The 18,051-nt window shown below is 52.5% G+C and carries 14 protein-coding genes, 2 tRNA genes and 2 pseudogenes; 10 read left to right on the top strand and 8 right to left on the bottom strand.

The window, feature by feature from the left end; genetic code table 11:
- Positions 1–273: 273 nt before the first annotated feature.
- Positions 274–948, top strand: coding sequence for a Fic family protein (locus AFK66_RS10605; RefSeq protein WP_007774456.1), 675 nt, complete (start codon positions 274–276; stop codon positions 946–948).
- Positions 949–977: 29 nt separating this feature from the next.
- Here AFK66_RS10605 and AFK66_RS10600 read toward each other — a convergent pair whose 3' ends face one another.
- Complete coding sequence (locus AFK66_RS10600) at positions 978–1,538, bottom strand: AAA family ATPase (protein WP_007774457.1); 561 nt, start codon at positions 1,536–1,538, stop codon at positions 978–980.
- 87 nt (positions 1,539–1,625) lie between these two features.
- Here AFK66_RS10600 and AFK66_RS10595 point away from each other — a divergent pair, with 87 nt between their 5' ends.
- The 8 genes and pseudogenes from AFK66_RS10595 (at position 1,626) to AFK66_RS10560 (ending at position 9,871) form a co-directional block, all read left to right on the top strand.
- Positions 1,626–1,919, top strand: coding sequence for a hypothetical protein (locus AFK66_RS10595; RefSeq protein ID WP_032968807.1), 294 nt, complete (start codon positions 1,626–1,628; stop codon positions 1,917–1,919).
- A gap of 554 nt (positions 1,920–2,473) precedes the next feature.
- Entirely contained in the window at positions 2,474–2,971 is a 498-nt protein-coding gene (gene tssB, locus AFK66_RS10590) for a type VI secretion system contractile sheath small subunit (protein WP_007774460.1), read from the top strand.
- A gap of 34 nt (positions 2,972–3,005) precedes the next feature.
- A complete protein-coding gene (gene tssC, locus AFK66_RS10585; RefSeq protein WP_007774462.1) occupies positions 3,006–4,550 on the top strand; it encodes a type VI secretion system contractile sheath large subunit in 1,545 nt (514 codons plus the stop codon).
- Positions 4,551–4,564: 14 nt separating this feature from the next.
- A pseudogene (gene tssK / locus AFK66_RS10580) lies at positions 4,565–4,915 on the top strand (type VI secretion system baseplate subunit TssK); the annotation flags it as partial.
- Positions 4,914–6,242 (top strand): annotated as a pseudogene (locus AFK66_RS10575) (DUF2345 domain-containing protein); the annotation flags it as partial. The pseudogenes tssK and AFK66_RS10575, both read left to right, overlap by 2 nt.
- A 2-nt stretch (positions 6,243–6,244) precedes the next feature.
- Positions 6,245–7,810, top strand: coding sequence for a phospholipase (locus AFK66_RS10570; protein ID WP_007774470.1), 1,566 nt, complete (start codon positions 6,245–6,247; stop codon positions 7,808–7,810).
- A 147-nt stretch (positions 7,811–7,957) separates the two neighbouring features.
- Positions 7,958–8,632 carry a phospholipase D-like domain-containing protein gene (locus AFK66_RS10565; protein ID WP_158407256.1) on the top strand — a complete coding sequence of 225 codons (675 nt, stop codon included), beginning with the start codon at positions 7,958–7,960 and terminating at the stop codon, positions 8,630–8,632.
- Positions 8,633–8,653: 21 nt separating this feature from the next.
- Positions 8,654–9,871, top strand: coding sequence for a T6SS immunity protein Tli4 family protein (locus AFK66_RS10560; RefSeq protein WP_023898860.1), 1,218 nt, complete (start codon positions 8,654–8,656; stop codon positions 9,869–9,871).
- 332 nt (positions 9,872–10,203) lie between these two features.
- On the opposite strand, the gene AFK66_RS10555 is transcribed toward AFK66_RS10560, so the two are convergent.
- The 3 genes from AFK66_RS10555 to mdtK form a co-directional block, all read right to left on the bottom strand.
- Positions 10,204–10,280: transfer RNA gene (locus AFK66_RS10555), tRNA-Val, on the bottom strand.
- 9 nt (positions 10,281–10,289) lie between these two features.
- Positions 10,290–10,366: transfer RNA gene (locus tag AFK66_RS10550), tRNA-Val, on the bottom strand.
- 188 nt (positions 10,367–10,554) lie between these two features.
- On the bottom strand, positions 10,555–11,928 hold the full coding sequence (mdtK, locus tag AFK66_RS10545; protein ID WP_023898859.1) for an MdtK family multidrug efflux MATE transporter: 1,374 nt from the start codon (positions 11,926–11,928) through the stop codon (positions 10,555–10,557).
- Positions 11,929–12,164: 236 nt separating this feature from the next.
- Here mdtK and AFK66_RS10540 point away from each other — a divergent pair, with 236 nt between their 5' ends.
- The gene (locus AFK66_RS10540; protein WP_007774549.1) at positions 12,165–12,815 is read left to right on the top strand and encodes a riboflavin synthase; all 651 of its coding nucleotides are present in this window, start codon (positions 12,165–12,167) and stop codon (positions 12,813–12,815) included.
- Positions 12,816–12,831: 16 nt separating this feature from the next.
- Here AFK66_RS10540 and AFK66_RS10535 read toward each other — a convergent pair whose 3' ends face one another.
- The 4 genes from AFK66_RS10535 to cfa form a co-directional block, all read right to left on the bottom strand.
- Positions 12,832–13,752: a LacI family DNA-binding transcriptional regulator gene (locus AFK66_RS10535; protein WP_032983311.1), complete on the bottom strand. Its 921-nt coding sequence runs from the start codon at positions 13,750–13,752 to the stop codon at positions 12,832–12,834.
- 44 nt (positions 13,753–13,796) lie between these two features.
- A complete protein-coding gene (locus AFK66_RS10530; RefSeq protein ID WP_007774550.1) occupies positions 13,797–15,182 on the bottom strand; it encodes a glycoside hydrolase family 1 protein in 1,386 nt (461 codons plus the stop codon).
- A 53-nt stretch (positions 15,183–15,235) separates the two neighbouring features.
- Entirely contained in the window at positions 15,236–16,555 is a 1,320-nt protein-coding gene (locus AFK66_RS10525) for a PTS sugar transporter subunit IIC (protein ID WP_032972541.1), read from the bottom strand.
- Between the two features lie 194 nt (positions 16,556–16,749).
- Positions 16,750–17,898 carry a cyclopropane fatty acyl phospholipid synthase gene (gene cfa, locus AFK66_RS10520; protein WP_023898853.1) on the bottom strand — a complete coding sequence of 383 codons (1,149 nt, stop codon included), beginning with the start codon at positions 17,896–17,898 and terminating at the stop codon, positions 16,750–16,752.
- Positions 17,899–18,051: the final 153 nt, after the last annotated feature.

Raw genomic sequence — 18,051 nt, 5'->3', positions numbered from 1 at the left:
TTTTTGATACTGACGCGGGAGAGGCGAAAGCGTTATGGGAGGCGGGCTTTTCGCCTTCCGGCACGCAGGTGCCATAACGTTATCCGCGCGGGCCGGTAAAACAACGTCACCCATCATAAGGATTTTCTGAAACCGCTAAAATGCCGCATCGTTAAAATACTATGCGGCGCTCGTCCGGGCAGAAAACCGCGATAGAGGCAATACTGAAACTCTTTTTATCCTGTTTGTCAGCGGGATGGGCTGCTGATAAATAAAACAGATGAGGGATATCTGATGCTGAAACCCAGCGACTACGCCAAAGCCGAGGGTTACAACGAGCTTGTTCGCGCCATTGGCACTGTGCCCGCCAATAATCTCATCACGCATACGGTCCGCGCGCTGAGTGTCGAGGACAAAGAGATGCTGGGCGTGTTACTGACGATTGAGTGCAAAAAACTGGCCCGGCTGGCAGGGCATTTCGCGCGGCTCAGCCCAGCGCATCCTGGAACGCCGATGCAGATAACGGAAGATGAGGCGCTGGAAGAAGCCGCGCAGTGGATTGCCGGGGCATCCACTTCAACGGCGGGCACCGCGCCGCTGATTAAAAGCTATCTCTCACATTACCTGAACTTTGGATTTTCGATCTCGTCGATTTCCGATGTCGAAGAGCTGCACCGCCGGGTCGCACCTGGCACCAGTGCCACGCCCCGCGGTATTGTGCCGAATGACACGCCGGTGCCGTCTTCGTTTGCCGGACGAGAGTTATTCAGCCACCAGCTTGGGATGAGTTCTGTCTCTGCCGGTTCGCCGCACTATCCGCAATGTCTCTTCGCCTGGATAACCGGCTGGCACCCGTTCCCCGATGGTAACGGCAGAACGGCACGCGCCGCGTATGCTATTACGTCCATCAGAAACCGCACCTGGCGGCCGCTCACCAAATCGGATGAAGATCGCCTGAGTGGGTTGTAACCGCGCAATAAAAATACGCTCCGTCAGCATCACTGGCGGGGCCGTATAAGCGCCGTTTGCGCCAGAATCCAGTCGGCTCGCGCCTGCGGCGTGGTGAAAGGAAGTTCCGCCAGTTGATAGCCATAGCGGGTATAAACGCGCTTCATAACTTCAAAGGTGCGTACCGCCTCGTCGAAAGTCTGCCTGCGCTCGGCATCCTGCGTGAAGATAGCTTCCCACGGCGGCGCGATAAAAACGGTGCTGGCGTAGCGCAGCCGCATCGCAGCCTGGTGCAGCGCTTCCGGCACCGACAATTCGCACAGTGTCAGATAACCCACGATATCGGGAATGCCTCTGTCGAAGAAAACCACGTTATCGATCGCGTCGGCCGCATGCCACGCATGCTTTTCTCTGCTGAACATCAGCGCCGCGAACGCTGCTTTATCCTCCCAGGGGAGAGCAACGCCACCGGTGCGCATCTGTTCCTGAATGATTGCTCTGCCGGTTTCAGGCGATGTGTTCCATCCTGCGCGGGCAAGGATATGCAGCAGGGTACTTTTGCCGCCGCCAGGGCCGCCTGTAATAACGATTTTACGTGCTGTTGAGGTCATGATGTTTTTCTCTTTTCTGTCAGACGACTATTCACGCGCTATGCTCTCTTGTGTACGCATGGCGCAATGCTTATCTGGAGCACAATGATGAAACTGATCCCATCGATGGTGTTATTGGGGTGTGTTACGTGCAGTATCCCTGTGTTTGCCTCAAGCGATGAAAGCTGGCAGGCGCTGTTTTCAGAGATGAATAAGGCGTGCGTAAGTGCTGCCGGGGGAAAGGATGTGCAAACGTCGAAACCGGTTTTATTCCCGGATGAAACGGATATGGCAGGGTTACTAATGAAAAGCAAAATGCCGAAGATGAAGCACAAGGTTAGCCTGATATGCCTCTATGATAAAGTGAAAAAGAAGGCGTTTGTCAGTGAATATGAGTGGTGAGGGTGGGACGCCGCTACGTTTAATCCGCGCTGAAATTGCGTAGCGGCGGTATATAGTTCCAGTTTATAAATCGCCACCAACGAATTAGCGCTTCAAGTATTATTCGGATGTTGAATGTATTTTGCATATGAATTGCATAGGCATAGGAATTAATCTCTGAAATCTATTTTGGTGATGGTTTTTATTATCAAGGCGGCGTTTATTTATGAGGTGAATTTGTCTTTGTTCCGTACTGAATATTTTTACCGTTTGTTTATCGTCCAGAACCGGATGTAATTTACATCTGTGCGTCACTCTTTTTGTGTATAAATACACTTATCTGATTGGTTTTAACGTTATATAGGATGGGGTCTGTGAATTTTATTTAATTCTGAAATGCAGTGTAACAGATATAAGAATTGAGCCTCTTGTTAAACCTTTCTCCTGGCGTAACATATTTAAAGTCATTGATTTTATCTGTCGTAAAGGATGCGGCAGAGAATGCGGCAGGGATTGTCGCTGACGCTCCCTGTTCTTTCCGTCAACGTCAAATTGCCTTAATGAAGGAACACGTCATGTCTGGTTCATTTCAGGAAGAAATTCCTAAAGCCCGTATTAACCTGAAGTTAAATCTGCATACCGGTGGTGCGCAGAAAAAAGTCGAGCTGCCGCTGAAATTACTGGTTACCGGTGATTTCAGTAACGGTCAGGAGCACCGCCCGCTTTCTGAACGTAATAAAATCGATGTTAATAAAAATAATTTTGACAGCGTGCTTGCTGAATTTTCACCGGCGGTGAATCTCGCCGTGGAAAATACGCTGGCAGGCGACGGGCGCGAGGAAAACGTGCGCCTGACATTCCGTCAGATGAAAGATTTCGAGCCGGAGCATGTGGCGCGGCAAATTCCCCAGCTGAAAGCCATGCTCGCGATGCGTAATTTACTGCGCGACCTGAAATCCAATCTCCTTGATAACGCCACCTTCCGCAAGGAGCTGGAAACCATCTTAAAAGATCCGGCGCTGAGCGATGGCCTGCGCGCGGAACTGGCTTCGCTGGCCCCGAAAAACGCCTGAGGCGCACCGGGTTTATTACGGATCACTGAGAGAAATGCTGATGTCTGTTCAGAACACCCCTTCTTCTTCTGCTGGCGACACGCAGGTGCTGGAAACCACCGGCGGCGTCTACGCCTCGCTGTTTGAAAAAATTAACCTTCACCCGGTCGCCGCGCTTGGCGATATCGATACCTGGCAGGACAGCCAGAGCCTGGCCGATGCCTCCGCCGATGAGCGCGTGACCGCGGCGGTTCAGGTTTTCCTTGAGCGCTTGAAACAGTCCGGCCAGAAGGTTGAAAAGCTCGACAAAACCCTGCTCGACCATCATATCGCCGAGCTGGACTGGCAAATCAGCCGGCAACTGGATGCTGTGATGCACCACAGCGACTTCCAGAAAGTGGAATCCCTGTGGCGTGGCCTGAAGCATCTGGTGGATCGCACCGATTACCGCCAGAACGTGCGCACTGAAATTCTCGATATCTCCAAAGAGGATCTGCGTCAGGACTTCGAGGACGCGCCGGAAATTGTCCAGAGCGGCCTCTACTGGCACACCTACACGGCGGAATATGACACGCCCGGCGGCGAGCCGGTGGGCGCGGTGATTTCCTCGTATGAGTTTGACGCCAGCGCGCAGGATATGGCGCTGCTGCGCAACATCTCTAAAGTCTCCGCCGCGGCGCACATGCCGTTTATCGGCGCCGTCGGCCCGAAATTCTTCCTGAAAGATTCAATGGAAGAGGTGGCGGCCATCAAGGATATCGGCAACTACTTTGACCGCGCGGAATACATCAAGTGGAAATCCTTCCGCGACACCGACGATGCCCGCTATATCGGTCTCACCATGCCGCGCGTGCTGGGCCGCCTGCCGTACGGTCCGGACACCGTGCCGGTGCGCAGCTTTAACTATGTGGAAGAGGTGAAAGGCCCGGATCACGAAAAATATCTGTGGACCAACGCTTCATTCGCCTTCGCTGCCAATATGGTACGCAGCTTCATTAAAAACGGCTGGTGCGTGCAGATCCGCGGCCCGCAGGCGGGCGGGGCGGTGCAGGACCTGCCGATCCATCTTTACGATCTGGGCACCGGCAATCAGGTGAAAATCCCGTCGGAAGTGATGATCCCGGAAACCCGCGAATTCGAGTTCGCGAACCTCGGTTTTATCCCGCTCTCCTACTACAAAAACCGCGATTACGCCTGCTTCTTCTCCGCGAACTCCGCGCAGAAACCGGCGCTGTATGACACGCCGGACGCCACCGCCAACAGCCGCATCAACGCGCGCCTGCCGTACATCTTCCTGCTGTCGCGCATCGCGCATTACCTGAAGCTTATTCAGCGCGAGAACATCGGCACCACCAAAGACCGCCGCCTGTTGGAGCTGGAACTGAATAACTGGGTGCGCGGGTTGGTGACGGAGATGACCGATCCGGGCGACGAGCTGCAGGCGTCGCACCCGCTGCGTGACGCGAAAGTGGTGGTGGAAGATATCGAGGACAACCCGGGCTTCTTCCGCGTCAGGCTGTATGCCGTACCGCATTTCCAGGTGGAGGGTATGGACGTCAGCCTGTCACTGGTGTCGCAGATGCCGAAAGCGAAAGCGTGACGGTCGGAGATGGAATGAAGATATATCGACCATTGTGGAACGAGGGGGCGCTGCTGTCCCCTCAGCAGTTCCAGCAACAGTCTGCATGGGAAGCGTTCACGAATGCCGGTGTGTCGGCGTTCTCAACGCCTTTTCCGTGGGGCGTCGAGAGCGTTGAACTGGATGATGAACTGCTGTCATCCGGACGGATTCAGGTACGGGCGCTGCGCTTATGGCTACCGGATGGCACGCTGGTAGATACGCTTAACAGCGATATCCCGCCGCCACCGCGCGAACTTAACCCGGGTGAGCTGGCAGGTCAGGATAGCGTTACCTTGCTACTTGCGCTGCCGCTGATGCAGCCGGGCATTATTAATGTCCAGAAACCGCAGCCGCAATATCCTGCGCACGCCCGCGCAGAACGAACTGCTTATGGAAGATAAACGGGGTGAAGAGCACATTTACCTGACCACCGAATACGGCAAAACGCAGCTCGGTGAAGGCCGGCTGGTGGACGGGCAGGACAAACCGCGCGGGGCGGGCTTTGAACTGCGCACCGACGAATATGGTGTTATTCGCGTGGCAAAGGGGCTGTTTATCAGCGCTGACGGCCAGCAGAAGGCGGCAGGCGAGGTACTGGACCGGGAGACGGCGCTGAAGGAAATCGACCTGTGCCTGCAGCAGATAGCGCAGCTCTCCGCTGCGGCAGAGGCGGCGAACGCGCTGCAGGCGGACATCGCCAGCCAGAGCGCGATGTTCAGCGAGCGGCTGAAACCGCTGAACGAAATGATACACGTGTCCGCCCCGGAAGGGATGGCGTTCACCAGCGGCGAGCATATGCAGCTTACGGCCACAAAAAACGTGGCGGTGAATGCCGGCGGCGACATCAGCGTGGGCGTGATGGGCAACATGACAGCGCTGGCGGGTGAGAAGCTGGGGCTGTTCGCCCGCAGCGGGCCGCTGAGCCTGAAATCGGGCGAAGGCCCGGTGGAAGTGCAGGCGCAGAACGGCGGCATGCAGCTGGCGGCAGAGAAGAAACTCACCCTGACGTCGGTGAGTGATATCTCCTTTGCAGGCAAAAAGCGCATCACCTTAATCGGCGGCGGAAGTTACCTGAAGCTGGAAGCCGGGAAAATAGAGTACGGGACACTGCAGGTATATCTGAGGAAGGTGGAGAGGACGATGCTGGCAGGTGCATCAAATATGCCTTTAAATTTGCCAGTTATGCCACTTGTTGATTTGTTTGGTTCGCAGAATCCAGTAGAAGAAATTAAGCCAGTTCTTCGTATTGCAGATGCTCCGGGAATCAATGGTCTTGCTCAGTCTGGCTGCAAATGGCAGGTGGTTTTGGCGGAGTCTTATATTCAGGCTGTTACGACAGATGAGGTGCTGATGAAGGGGAAAACAGATGCAGAGGGCAAAGTACTACACTCAGAATATGAGCAGAATCAACTGGCGCAACTGGCAAAACAATATTACGGCCAGTTATGGTTAGTTATCGGGCATCGGGCTCATCAACTTTATTTTAATATAATTCCTGACGTTAGTCAGGAGAATATAAAAGATCTCTGTGCTCTGGATGCAATGGGATTTCATCCCCTCTTTAACTCTATTGCAGGCAATACACGACTAGGTGAAAAACTTACACAGTGTATAAAAGCAGAGCAGCAATTAAGCGGAACAATGCTGGAATCTCTCAGGATGAGGAACTGACGATGCTCAAGTTAGACAATGGAATGAATCAGTGCAGTATCTATTTTGATGATAAAGGTCAAGAAAGCTATCTTGCAACAGCCACTCACAGTCATTGGGTGCATTATACCAGTGGTGCCGAATGTCAATCAGAGAACTTCGCTGAATATACTGAGGGCAATGCTATACAAGCATTTCTTGGCGGAAAAGAATACTTTTTTGCTTTGATTGAAATTTTCAAGCAGGCAAAAAAAAGTATTTACATTACAGGATGGCAGGTTAACTGGGATGCCCAATTGGCACAGGGAATACGGCTGGTTGATGCACTGTTAGAGGCTGTTAAAAAAAATCACGACTTAAAAGTTTATATTATGCCGTGGAAAAACTCGGCGCTGCTAGAAACCTATTCGGCTGCAACGGAAAGAGTGTTTGCTGCAATGAATACATTCCTGGGAAAGCAGGCTTTTTATATCCAGTGTGCAGGCTCAAAATCAGGTCCATTCTTTTCTCATCACCAGAAGTGTGTAATCATTGATAACAGAATAGCTTTTGTCGGAGGCATTGATCTTGCGTACGGACGTTATGATGGACATTATGGTTTGCTGGCCGATGCGGAAGGGCGGCAGGGGATGAACATGTATAATTCCTGTATTCCACCCATGCTTCACAGTACGGGCTACAATCCTTTGGATGAATATATTATAACAGTAGATAAATACTCACATATGCACCAGCCGGATGAGCTGCAGCGCCTGGAAAAACGGCAGTCGCACAGCGTTCAGCATATTATTGATACTGTATTGAAGCATCAACTATGGCAGTCCCAGGGAAGTTCGAAGGATAGTGTCTATCTGGATCCGAAAATTCAACCCCGCATGCCCTGGCAGGATTATCAGGTGCAAATAGAAGGCCCGGCCGTGAATGATTTAGTCAAGAATTTTGTATTACGCTGGAACAGTTACTCTCATCGCTGCCCGGTTAATCCGTTACAAACTGCTATTCCAGAACTCGAAATACCAAATATATCGTCAGAAAAAAAAGGATCCTGTCAGGTACAGGTATTGCGCAGTGCTTCGCTGAATATGCGGCGCGACGAATATAAAAATAACCCTGGAGTTATGGCTGAGCCGAAACTCAAACAAGATGATATCTTACGCAGCCTTCTTCTGCTCATCAGTAAAGCAGAACATTATATTTATATTGAAAATCAATTTTTTGTATCGGCATTCGGTAACTCGTCAATTGAACAAAATACCCCTCTGAGTCCGGTAGCCAGGAATATTAATCCGTCAATAAGTGCATGGGCTACCCGCCTCTTTCCGGATGAAGATATGCCCAAAAATCCGGTGGCCGAATGGCTTGGTGAACGCATAAAGCGTGCAATATTGAGCCACATGGTACAGCCATTTCATGTTTACATTGTATTGCCGGTTCATCCCGAAGGTAGGCTTGATGATCCGTCAATAGTTGCACAGATACATCTGACACGCCAGTCACTGGTATTCGGTTCTCGCAGCCTTTTAAATCTTGTTCGACGTAGCCTGTGGGTCAGACAGCAACTTGAATTACAGGCGGCACCCCGTAAATAATGGGCCAAAAAAATAAAAGAACTCGAGCGGCTAAGTGAAAATTATTATACCGATATTCCAATGGATGCGTGTAATCAATATGTTACATTGTTAAATCTGCGTGACCATGCGCAAATAAACGGAATGGTAGTGACGGAGCAGATATATGTGCACAGCAAACTGACCATTGTGGACGATAGATATGTTCTGATAGGAAGCGCGAATATTAATGACCTTAGTCTGGATGGCGACAGGGATTCTGAACTTGCAGTGCTAATATCAGATACAGAACACGGTTATACCGACCTTGACGGAAGTGGTAATTCTGTGCCGTATCGTAACTTTGCCCGACAACTGCGGCAAAAGGCGTGGCGTAAGTGGCTTGGGAGCGCGTCAGGTGAATGTGCAGAAGTAATGAATAAGCCAGCTTCCCCCAATAGCTGGAAAAAGATACAGATGATTGCAAAGTATAATGCAAAAATTTATGAAGATATATTTGATTTCATACCCAGAAACACGTGTCAAGAGAACGATTTAGATAATGAAAGTTACCACGAAGATAATGGTTCAGAAACTACAGTTCAAAGCTCAGTTAAAAGGGCATCGATTTGGCCTATAGTAACAGTTAATAATATAGCTAAAGAAGAAAAAATGCCGTTTTCGATAATGTTTTGGAGAGGCTATAAAAATTCTGGCTTGGTTAATACTAAAGGATTTATTCATCAATTTCCTGTGCATTGGACAGAGGGTGAAAACAATCTAATACAATGTAATATGAAACTTATTGCCGAGAATGAACGCAATGGTAAAGAACAAACCCTAATTGCCAAAAACGAAGAATAAAATTCAGATGGGTTGATTTAAATGAAAAAAATGATTTTACTTTTTTTTTATACGACCATTGGTTATTCAAATACAATGCCAAATTCAATCTGGAGGAATGAGTGCGTTGGATATTATACATTTTCATTACCGAATGGTGCGGACGTTGCATTATATCCTTTAAAGGGGTTTCTTGCTCCAAAACCCAAGGTAGAAACTAATGGTTTTTTTATTGTTAGTCGATATGCAGCTAATGGAATAACATTTGGAAGGGAGTATGATATTTCAAAAATAGATACTGCTCAGGCACAGTTTTCATCTTTTTATTATGGAAAATATAGATTGGGTATATCGAGCAAAAGCAGTGGCGATATAGACTTTAATTTATATAAGAAAAAAAGGATAGACAGTTTTAACTTTAATATAGAAACACAAAAAAATAAAGAAGAACTCGATCTCATTGATAAGCCAATCACTGTGAATGCTGAGTTTAAAAGGAAACACCAATACATTATAAAGGATTACATTAACGCTTTTGTAAATTATGATTATAGCGGATATACAATTTATATAAATAGTCAGGATCGCCTTTATCATTTCTGGAGCGTAAACTCTAAAGATACAGGTAATAAGTCGCAGACGGCTGAAGCGCAGTTGCGTAATTCTGAACCAGAAGTGATTTCACTTCTGAAACGCTTCAGATCACGCGATCTCTTTGAGATTCCATCAGAAAAAGGCTTTTGCTTACCTTACGGATTTATTGCAGGCGATTCCGGGCACGAGCCCCGTAATATGGCTGTCATGTATCGTCTAAAAGCTCATCCGGATGTGACGATATTTTTTCAGGATCTTGGGATGAAACCCAAAGCGGGTAAAGAGGATGACCTGAATGATAAAGATTATGTTTCGTGGCTATGGAACTGGCAATATCAGTGGTCTGCGGTGTCAAAAGAGTTGATCAAGCCGAAATGGCGAACCATTAAAATGGATGGCCGTACCGGACTTGGAACCTTTGTTAAGGCGATATACAAAGATGTCCCAGTCTATGATTCTGAAGGACATGTAATTAACCACATTAATTATATTAATTATGGTTATGTTGCTTATGTCCGCGGGGATCACAAAGCCAGAAATGTGCAGCCAGATCTATTGCTATATGTGATGCAGGACAGTCGACAGGCCAAAAATAATCCCCCCATGAATGCGCAGGAGATTGAACAGATGGCAGAGCATATTATCAGCACTGTCAGACGGCGATAACTCGCCTGTGCCCGGTATGATTATTTCTCTCTCACGCTTACCACCTTTCGCGACTCGCGCATGCTGGTGTGGGAGCGAACACACTGTTATCGTTTACCTGGCAGGGCAAAATTGCCTGCCAGCGCGTGTTCAGCGAGCGGCTGTAACCGCTGAATGAGATAATTCAAGCTCAGGCCGCGCAATGATGACCTTCACCAGAATGATGACCACGCAACTTCACCGCATCCGCAGAATACATAATAATGATAAGACACTGTCGGAAAGACTGACTGACATGCATTGCATCAGAAGATTTAAGAAGAACAGAAAGAGGAAACCTGAAGACTACTGAATGGTGCGTCCGAGTGGACTCGAACCACCGACCCCCACCATGTCAAGGTGGTGCTCTAACCAACTGAGCTACGGACGCACATTAGGATGGTGCGTTCAATTGGACTCGAACCAACGACCCCCACCATGTCAAGGTGGTGCTCTAACCAACTGAGCTATGAACGCATTGCTGTGTGACAGCGGGGACGAATATTAACGGCAGCCCCGTCACCTGGCAAGGGGCAAACGTCAATTTTCTTTCATATTTCACGCGATTGCCGCGTATTTGCGCAGAATGCTGACAAAGTGATCGGCGTGGCGGGCGGGTAGGCATCAGGCGGATAAAAAAACGCCGCCCTCAGGCGGCGTCTGGATTAGCGCGCGGCACGCGCCAGGATGGTTTCCGACGGCAGGCGTTGCAGGTAACGCATGCGCCACATCATCATGATGGCGGCCGAGGTCAGGCCGAGGATAAAGCCGAACCAGAAACCCGCCGGGCCCATCGGTTCCACCACCCAGTCGGTCAGCCCCAGAATGTAGCCGCTCGGCAGGCCGAGAACCCAATAAGCGATAAAGGTGATAAAGAATATCGAGCGCGTATCTTTATAGCCGCGCAGCACGCCGCTGCCGATCACCTGAATCGAATCGGAAATCTGATAAATTGCCGCCAGCAGCATCAGGTGCGAGGCGAGGGTAACCACTTCCGGGTTGTCGTTATAGAGCAGGGCGATAGGCTCGCGGAACACAACGGTAAAGAGCGCTGTCCCCACTGCAAGGCAGATGCCCACCACGATGCCGGTGCGAGCAGAGGTCTGCGCTTCGAGCGTCGATCCCTGCCCGAGACGGAAACCAACGCGAATGGTCACTGCGGCGCTCATCGACATCGGCAGCACGAACATCAGCGAGCTAAAGTTGAGTGCAATCTGATGGCCTGCCACATCGACAATCCCGAGCGGCGACACTAACAGCGCCACGACCGCAAACAGCGTGACCTCGAAAAACAGCGCCAGCGCCACCGGCATACCAATCTGCGCCAGACGACGGATAACCGGCCAGTCAAAGCGCCTGCTGCCCGGCAGCAGGCGAATATCACGCATCGAGCGCGCGCGTTTCACCCACAGACGCATACAGAAAAACATCACCCAGTACACCGAGGCAGTCGCCACGCCGCAGCCGACGCCGCCCAGTTCCGGCATGCCGAAATGACCGTAGATGAAGATATAGTTCACCGGAATATTCACCAGCAGGCCGATAAAGCCCATCGCCATGCCCGGCGTGGTTTTGGCCAGCCCTTCGCACTGGTTACGCATGACCTGGAAGAAGAGATAACCCGGCACGCCCCACAGCAGCGCACGCAGATAATTCACCGCGGTATCGGCGAGTACAGGATCGATGTTATGCATCGCGCGGATGATATGACCGGCGTTCCACAACACAATCATGATAAGCACCGACACAAGCCCGGCCAGTACAAAGCCTTGCTGTACCTGATGCGCGATGCGGTCGCGGCGGCCTGAGCCGTTAAGCTGAGCGATGACTGGCGTGAGCGCCAGCAGCAGGCCGTGACCAAAGAGGATAGCAGGCAACCAGATCGAGGTCCCGATGGCGACCGCCGCCATATCGGTGGCGCTGTAGCCGCCGGCCATGATGGTATCGACAACCCCCATTGAGGTCTGGGCGATTTGCGCGAAAATCACCGGGATTGCCAGAGCTAATAACTGACGCGCTTCGACAAAATACTTCTGCACGTGAACACCTGTATATTGTTGTTATTTGAGAGACAAAAAAGCCGCCGCAACGGGCAGCAAGAAGAAAATGCAGGGGAATTAGTCAGACTATTGTAGCGAGAGTTCACTATTAAGCCAGTGAAATAATGCGCTTAAAGCCGCTCAGGCTGGCAAGGGCATATTCCACCTGTTATTGTTCTGGTTATGAATCTCGCGGCTGAGCGCCGCCATGTTAGCGAATCCAGGAGTGGCAAAATATGTTTACCGGTATTGTTCAGGGCACCGCGAAAGTCGTGGCTATCGATGAAAAACCGAATTTCCGCACCCATGTGGTGGAGCTGCCAGATGAGCTTCTGCCGGGGCTAGAGACGGGCGCATCGGTGGCGCACAACGGCTGCTGCCTGACGGTAACGGAAATTAACGGCAATCGCGTCAGCTTCGATTTAATGAAAGAAACGCTGCGGATCACCAATCTCGGGGATTTACAGCCGGGCGATGTGGTGAACATTGAACGCGCCGCGAAATTCAGCGATGAAATTGGCGGGCATTTAATGTCCGGGCATATTATGACCACGGCAGAGGTTGCGAAGATTCTGACGTCGGAAAATAACCGGCAGATCTGGTTTAAAATTCAGGACCCGACGCTGATGAAGTATATCCTGCACAAAGGCTATATCGGCATCGACGGTATCAGCCTGACGGTGGGAGAAGTGACGGCGACGCGCTTCTGCGTTTTCCTGATCCCGGAAACGCTCCAGCGCACCACGCTTGGCACCAAAAAACTGGGTCAGCGGGTGAATATTGAAATCGATCCGCAGACCCAGGCCGTGGTGGATACGGTCGAGCGCGTGCTGGCGTCTCGCGAAGCCGCAGCAGCCATTACCGCCCAGCTTCACCCCGCCGAATAATCTATCGCGGGTACGTTCAGGCGCTGACCAGCGTTCCACGTACCCGTTCGCCCGGCGCGCCGCCGGAAAGCAGCGCCACCGCCTGCCGGGCGATACTCTCCAGCGAATACCCGATCGCCGGAACGCTCTCAAGCCCCATTCCGCGCCCTGAACTCTCAAGGCTGAACACCAGAATCTGCTCCGGCATCGCGAAACGGTATTCACGTAGCATCGCCACCGCTTCGCGCGCCTGGCTGTCATCGGTCACCAGCAGCGCATTAAATTTCACGCCGCTGTTTATGAGCTTTTGCAGGGCGATACGCAACACCGGCTCATCTTCAATGACGCGCTGGCGATGAAACGGGATCAGGTGATTTTCTGCCGCCTGACGATACCCTTGTAAAATCTCCGCCGCCGCATCGCCCGCCGGGAAGTTAATCAGCGCGATGTCGCGCCGCTGGTGGCTGCATAAATACTGCACCGCCGTTTGCGCTGCGAACAACCAGTCGAAAAGAATACCCTGTGCCGTGTCGGCGCTCAGACAGTCCACCAGAATTACGTCGTTATCAAGCGGGGGCAGAGGAAAGCGGGCACCGACAATCATCAGCGCGTCGCAGAGGCCGGAATCCAGCTCGGCGCGGGCGCGTGTCACCTCCTGCGGCGTACTCGCAAAACGCAGCAGCAGATGTTTGCCGTGTCGGCTGAGCTCTTTTTCCAGCGCCTGTAACCAGCAGGTGGCCTGCTGAATATGTTCGCTGGCGCAAATCACGCCTATACAGTGGGTCATCTGGCTGGAGAGTGACTGCGCTATGGCGTTTGGCTGATAGTTCAGCATCTCGGCGGCGCGCAGCACTGCGAGACGGCTTTCTTCCTTCACGCCGCGATTGCCGCTGAGTACGCGGGAAACGGTGGCTTTTGAGACGCGCGCCAGGCGCGCGACATCATTAATGGTGGACATCGTGTTTTCCTGCAAAGCGTGGCGGCGCGAAGGCCGCCACTCGGTTACTCATCAAACCCGTTCCTGGCCGCCACCTGGCGGTACCATTCACCGCTCTTTTTGATCGTGCGTTTCTGGCTTTCCAGATCGAGCGATACAAAGCCGTAGCGGTTCTTGTAAGCGTTGCACCAGGACCAGTTATCAATAAAGGTCCACATGTGGTAGCCAAGACAGCGGCTGCCTTCGCTGATGCCCTTATGCAGCCATTTAAGGTGATCGCGCACAAACTCGATGCGGTAATCATCCTGAATCTGCCCGTCGCGCTCGAAGCGCTGCTCATTCTCAACGCCCATGCCGTTTTCTGAGATATAGCAGCGCGGGTTGCCATACTCTACACGCAGGCGGGTGAGGATGTCGTAGACGCCTTTCTCATAAATCTCCCAGCCGCGGTAGGGGTTCATTTTGCGGCCCGGCATTTCATAAGCGCTGAAGAACCACTCGGGCATAAACGGGCTGTCCGGGTTGACCTGCGAGTCGCGGCACTGAATACGACGCGGCTGATAGTAGTTGATGCCGAGCAGATCCACCACACCCGCCGCCAGCAGCTCTTTATCGCCAGGCTGGCACGCTGGCAGTTGATCGTACTGCGCCAGCAGTGCGACTAAATCTTCCGGGTAGCTGCCGCGCAGCGCCGGGTCAAGGAAGCTGCGGTTAAACATCAGATCGGCGATATGCGCCGCTTTCACGTCCGCCGGGTTTTGCGAGCGCGGGTAAGAAGGGGTGAGGTTCAGGATAATACCGATTTCGCCGCCGTCGTTGCGCTCGTGATAGGTCTTCACCGCGCGGGCGTGGGCCAGCATTGTATGGTAGGCGACCGTTGCCGCGCGGCGGAAATCAACGACGTTCGGATAGTGGAAGTCATACAGGTAACCGCCTTCCACCGGCACAATCGGCTCGTTGAAGGTAAACCAGTGCGTCACTCTGTCGCCAAACAGTTCAAAACAGGTGCGGGCGTAAGCTTCAAACGCGTCGATGACTTTGCGGTTCTCGAAGCCGCCCTGTTCCTGCAGCGCTAACGGCATATCGAAATGGAACAGGTTAATAAACGGCGTAATGCCCTGGTGCAGAAGTTCATCAATCACCTGGTTGTAGAAGGCGACCGCCTCCTGATTCACCGCGCCGGTGCCATCCGGGATCAGGCGCGCCCAGGAAATAGAGGTGCGGAAGGTGTTGTGATTAAGCGCTTTCAGCAGCGCGATATCTTCTTTCCAGTGCTGATAAAACGTGGAGGTCTGCGCCGGGCCAACGCCGTGGTGAAAACGCTCCGGCTGCAGGCGGAACCAGTGGTCCCAGGTGGTGGGCGTTTTGCCGTGGCTCAGGCTTTCACCTTCGGTTTGCGGCGCCGAGCTGGCGCTGCCCCACCAGAATCCTTCAGGAAATGAGTAGTGCATATCCATCCTCATAACGTAGTCAGACGCCTGCCGACAGGGCAGGCGCGGTAAAATCAGACATTGCTCGTGACAGTGTCACTTTCGGTGCTTTCCTGTGCCTCTTCCTGCTTTTGCAGCGTGCGCTCATAGGCCTTCACAAACGGGTAGTACATCAGCGCCGACATCACCATACAGATAAGACACATGATGACCGGGCTGAAGGCCCAGTTCGCAGCCCACGAGGCACCGATGGGCGCAGGCGTGGTCCACGGCGTTAGCGAGACCACCTGCGCCAGCCAGCCCAGTTTGGTCGCGGTCCAGGCAAGAACGGCATTCACCATCGGCACCAGGATAAACGGCAGGAAAAAGACCGGGTTCATGATGACCGGCGCGCCAAACAGAATCGGTTCGTTGATGTTAAACATGCTCGGCACGACGCCCATTTTACCGATGGTACGCAGATGCACCGCGCGGCTGCGCAGCAGCAGGAACGCCAGCGGAAGCGTGGAGCCGACGCCGCCAATCAGCAGGTAGTGATCCCAGAACCCTTGCAGATAGATATGCGGCAGCGCCTGGCCGGCCGCCAGCGCGGCCTGGTTGGCGGAGAGGTTCGCCATCCAGAACGGGTTCATGATGCCGGTGACAATCAACGCGCCATGAATGCCCGCAAACCACAGGATCTGGCAGATTAAAACGGAGATGAGAATCGCCGGCAGAGAGTCAGACGCGGCCACCAGCGGCGAGAGCAAATGCATAATCGCTTCCGGCAGGATCATGCCGGTAGTGGATTCAATCAGCAGGTTGAGCGGGTGAAGCGTAAAGACAATCACCACCACCGGGATCAAAATTTCAAAGGAGCGCGCGACGCCGGTCGGCACCTCTTTCGGCAGGCGGATAGTAATGTTGTGGCGCTTCAGGAAAGCGTACATTTCGCTCGCATAAATCGCGGTAATAAGCGCGGTAAAGATGCCCTGGCCTGAGAAATACTGCGTCGAGATCTGCCCATCTTTATAGGGTGCTGCCACCAGCAGAAACGCCATAAACGCCAGCAGGCCGGTCATGATAGGGTCAAGCTTGTAGTGTTTGCCAAGGCTCGCGCCGATGCCGACCGAGATAAAAAACGTCATCACGCCCATGCTGAGGTTAAACGGCAGCATCAGTTGCTCGCGATATTTCAGCGAGATATCAAGCCACGCGCGGCAAAAGCCGATTTGCGTATCCGGCGAGAAGGGCGGAAAGATAAACACCAGCAGAAACGAACCGATAATCATAAACGGCAGGGCGGCGAGGAAACCGTCCCTGATAGCCACCACATGACGCTGCGAACCCATCGCGCCCGCCAGCGGCGTGATTTTGTTTTCAATAACATGGACCATACTCTGGTACAGACTCATGACACGTTTCCTTTATCAGGCAGGGGGAATGGCGCTCAGTTTGAAACATAATGGAAACCGGTTTCCATGAGTCTGTCGCCTGATTGTCGCCGGGATCACTTTTATTAAAGGAAACGTCGCGAAAGCGTGAGAAGTGTCACAAAGCGGGGAAGTGCGAGTGGCAAAAAGCCCCCGGCGTGCGCCGGGGTGAACGCTTAACGGGCGACGCGAAGGCCGTTTTCCACGCCGCGGCTAAAGAGTACCTGCCACAGCTGGATATCCCGCGCGCGGAAGGCGCCCGCGCAGGCGTTGAGATAATAGGTAAACATACGTTTAAACCGCTCGGAGTAGTTATCCGCAATCTCCGGCCAGGCGGCCAGGAAACGCGCATACCAGGCCATCAACGTTTTATCGTAGTCCGCCCCAAAGTTATGCCAGTCTTCCATCACGAAATGCGGTTCGCTGGCGGCGGCTATCTGGCGCGCCGACGGCAGGCAGCCGTTCGGGAAAATGTACTTGTCGATCCACGGATCGACATTGTTATCGGTTTTACGCGAGCCGATGGTATGCAGCAGGAAAAGCCCGTCAGGCTTGAGATTGCGGTCAGCAACATCAAAATAGGTGGCGTAGTTTTTCGGCCCGACATGTTCAAACATGCCCACCGAGACGATGCGATCAAACTGCGAATCGAGATCGCGGTAATCCTGCAACAGAATAGTGACATCCAGCCCCTGGCAGCGCTCCTGCGCCATTTTCTGCTGCTCGGCAGAAATGGTCACGCCGGTGACCGACACGCCATAATGCTGCGCGGCAAACGACGCCAGTCCGCCCCATCCGCAACCAATATCAAGCAGCGTCATGCCAGGCTTAAGCTGAAGCTTTTCGCAGATAAGTTTTAACTTCGCCTGCTGGGCGTCCTCAAGGTTATCCGCCTCTTTCCAGTAGCCGCAGGAGTACTGCATGTACGGGTCGAGCATGCGGCTGAACAGATCGTTGCCGAGATCGTAATGCTCTTTGCCGACAATCCAGGCGCGTTTTTTGGTTTGCAGATTAAACAGGCGAGCGCCCAGAATGCGCAGCGTATCTTTGAGGTGGTGGGGCAACTGGTCTTCCAGGCCCGCGCGCAGCACTTTGGTGAAAAAGAGATCGAGCCGCTCGCACTCCCACCAGCCGTCCATATAGCTTTCGCCAAGACCGAGAGAACCTTCCTGTAACACCCGTTTAAAAAAGTCAGGATTCTTCACCTGAATGTCGGAAGGGGCAGCGCCGTTAACAGCGATCCCGGCCCGGCTGAGTAGTTCACTTGCGATGCGATACCAGTGGTTGTCCGGTATGCTGACTTCTTCTATACACGATGAACTCATAGCTTCTCCATCACTGATGTGATCAGAACCTTCAAACAGCGTAGTCGCAATTTTCGGTATGTGAGAAATATCACGGAAAGGTCCGCGAGCCTGATATCGACGTAGAACAGAGGAAGGGAGATGACCCTTGCCAGAAATGTCATTCCAGATAAA

Origin of the sequence: Cronobacter malonaticus LMG 23826, from assembly GCF_001277215.2 — a bacterium.
In the GTDB taxonomy this organism is placed as follows: Bacteria; Pseudomonadota; Gammaproteobacteria; order Enterobacterales; family Enterobacteriaceae; genus Cronobacter; species Cronobacter malonaticus.
This window is presented reverse-complemented; position numbering and strand designations above follow the sequence as displayed.

Bases quoted from the DNA above. Each gene is read 5' to 3' on its own strand.
- AFK66_RS10605 (WP_007774456.1), top strand. From the start codon at position 274: ATGCTGAAACCCAGCGACTACGCCAAAGCCGAGGGTTACAACGAGCTT.
- AFK66_RS10600 (WP_007774457.1), bottom strand. From the start codon at position 1,538: ATGACCTCAACAGCACGTAAAATCGTTATTACAGGCGGCCCTGGCGGC.
- AFK66_RS10595 (WP_032968807.1), top strand. From the start codon at position 1,626: ATGAAACTGATCCCATCGATGGTGTTATTGGGGTGTGTTACGTGCAGT.
- tssB (WP_007774460.1), top strand. From the start codon at position 2,474: ATGTCTGGTTCATTTCAGGAAGAAATTCCTAAAGCCCGTATTAACCTG.
- tssC (WP_007774462.1), top strand. From the start codon at position 3,006: ATGCTGATGTCTGTTCAGAACACCCCTTCTTCTTCTGCTGGCGACACG.
- AFK66_RS10570 (WP_007774470.1), top strand. From the start codon at position 6,245: ATGCTCAAGTTAGACAATGGAATGAATCAGTGCAGTATCTATTTTGAT.
- AFK66_RS10560 (WP_023898860.1), top strand. From the start codon at position 8,654: ATGAAAAAAATGATTTTACTTTTTTTTTATACGACCATTGGTTATTCA.
- AFK66_RS10540 (WP_007774549.1), top strand. From the start codon at position 12,165: ATGTTTACCGGTATTGTTCAGGGCACCGCGAAAGTCGTGGCTATCGAT.
- AFK66_RS10535 (WP_032983311.1), bottom strand. From the start codon at position 13,752: ATGTCCACCATTAATGATGTCGCGCGCCTGGCGCGCGTCTCAAAAGCC.
- AFK66_RS10530 (WP_007774550.1), bottom strand. From the start codon at position 15,182: ATGCACTACTCATTTCCTGAAGGATTCTGGTGGGGCAGCGCCAGCTCG.
- AFK66_RS10525 (WP_032972541.1), bottom strand. From the start codon at position 16,555: ATGAGTCTGTACCAGAGTATGGTCCATGTTATTGAAAACAAAATCACG.
- cfa (WP_023898853.1), bottom strand. From the start codon at position 17,898: ATGAGTTCATCGTGTATAGAAGAAGTCAGCATACCGGACAACCACTGG.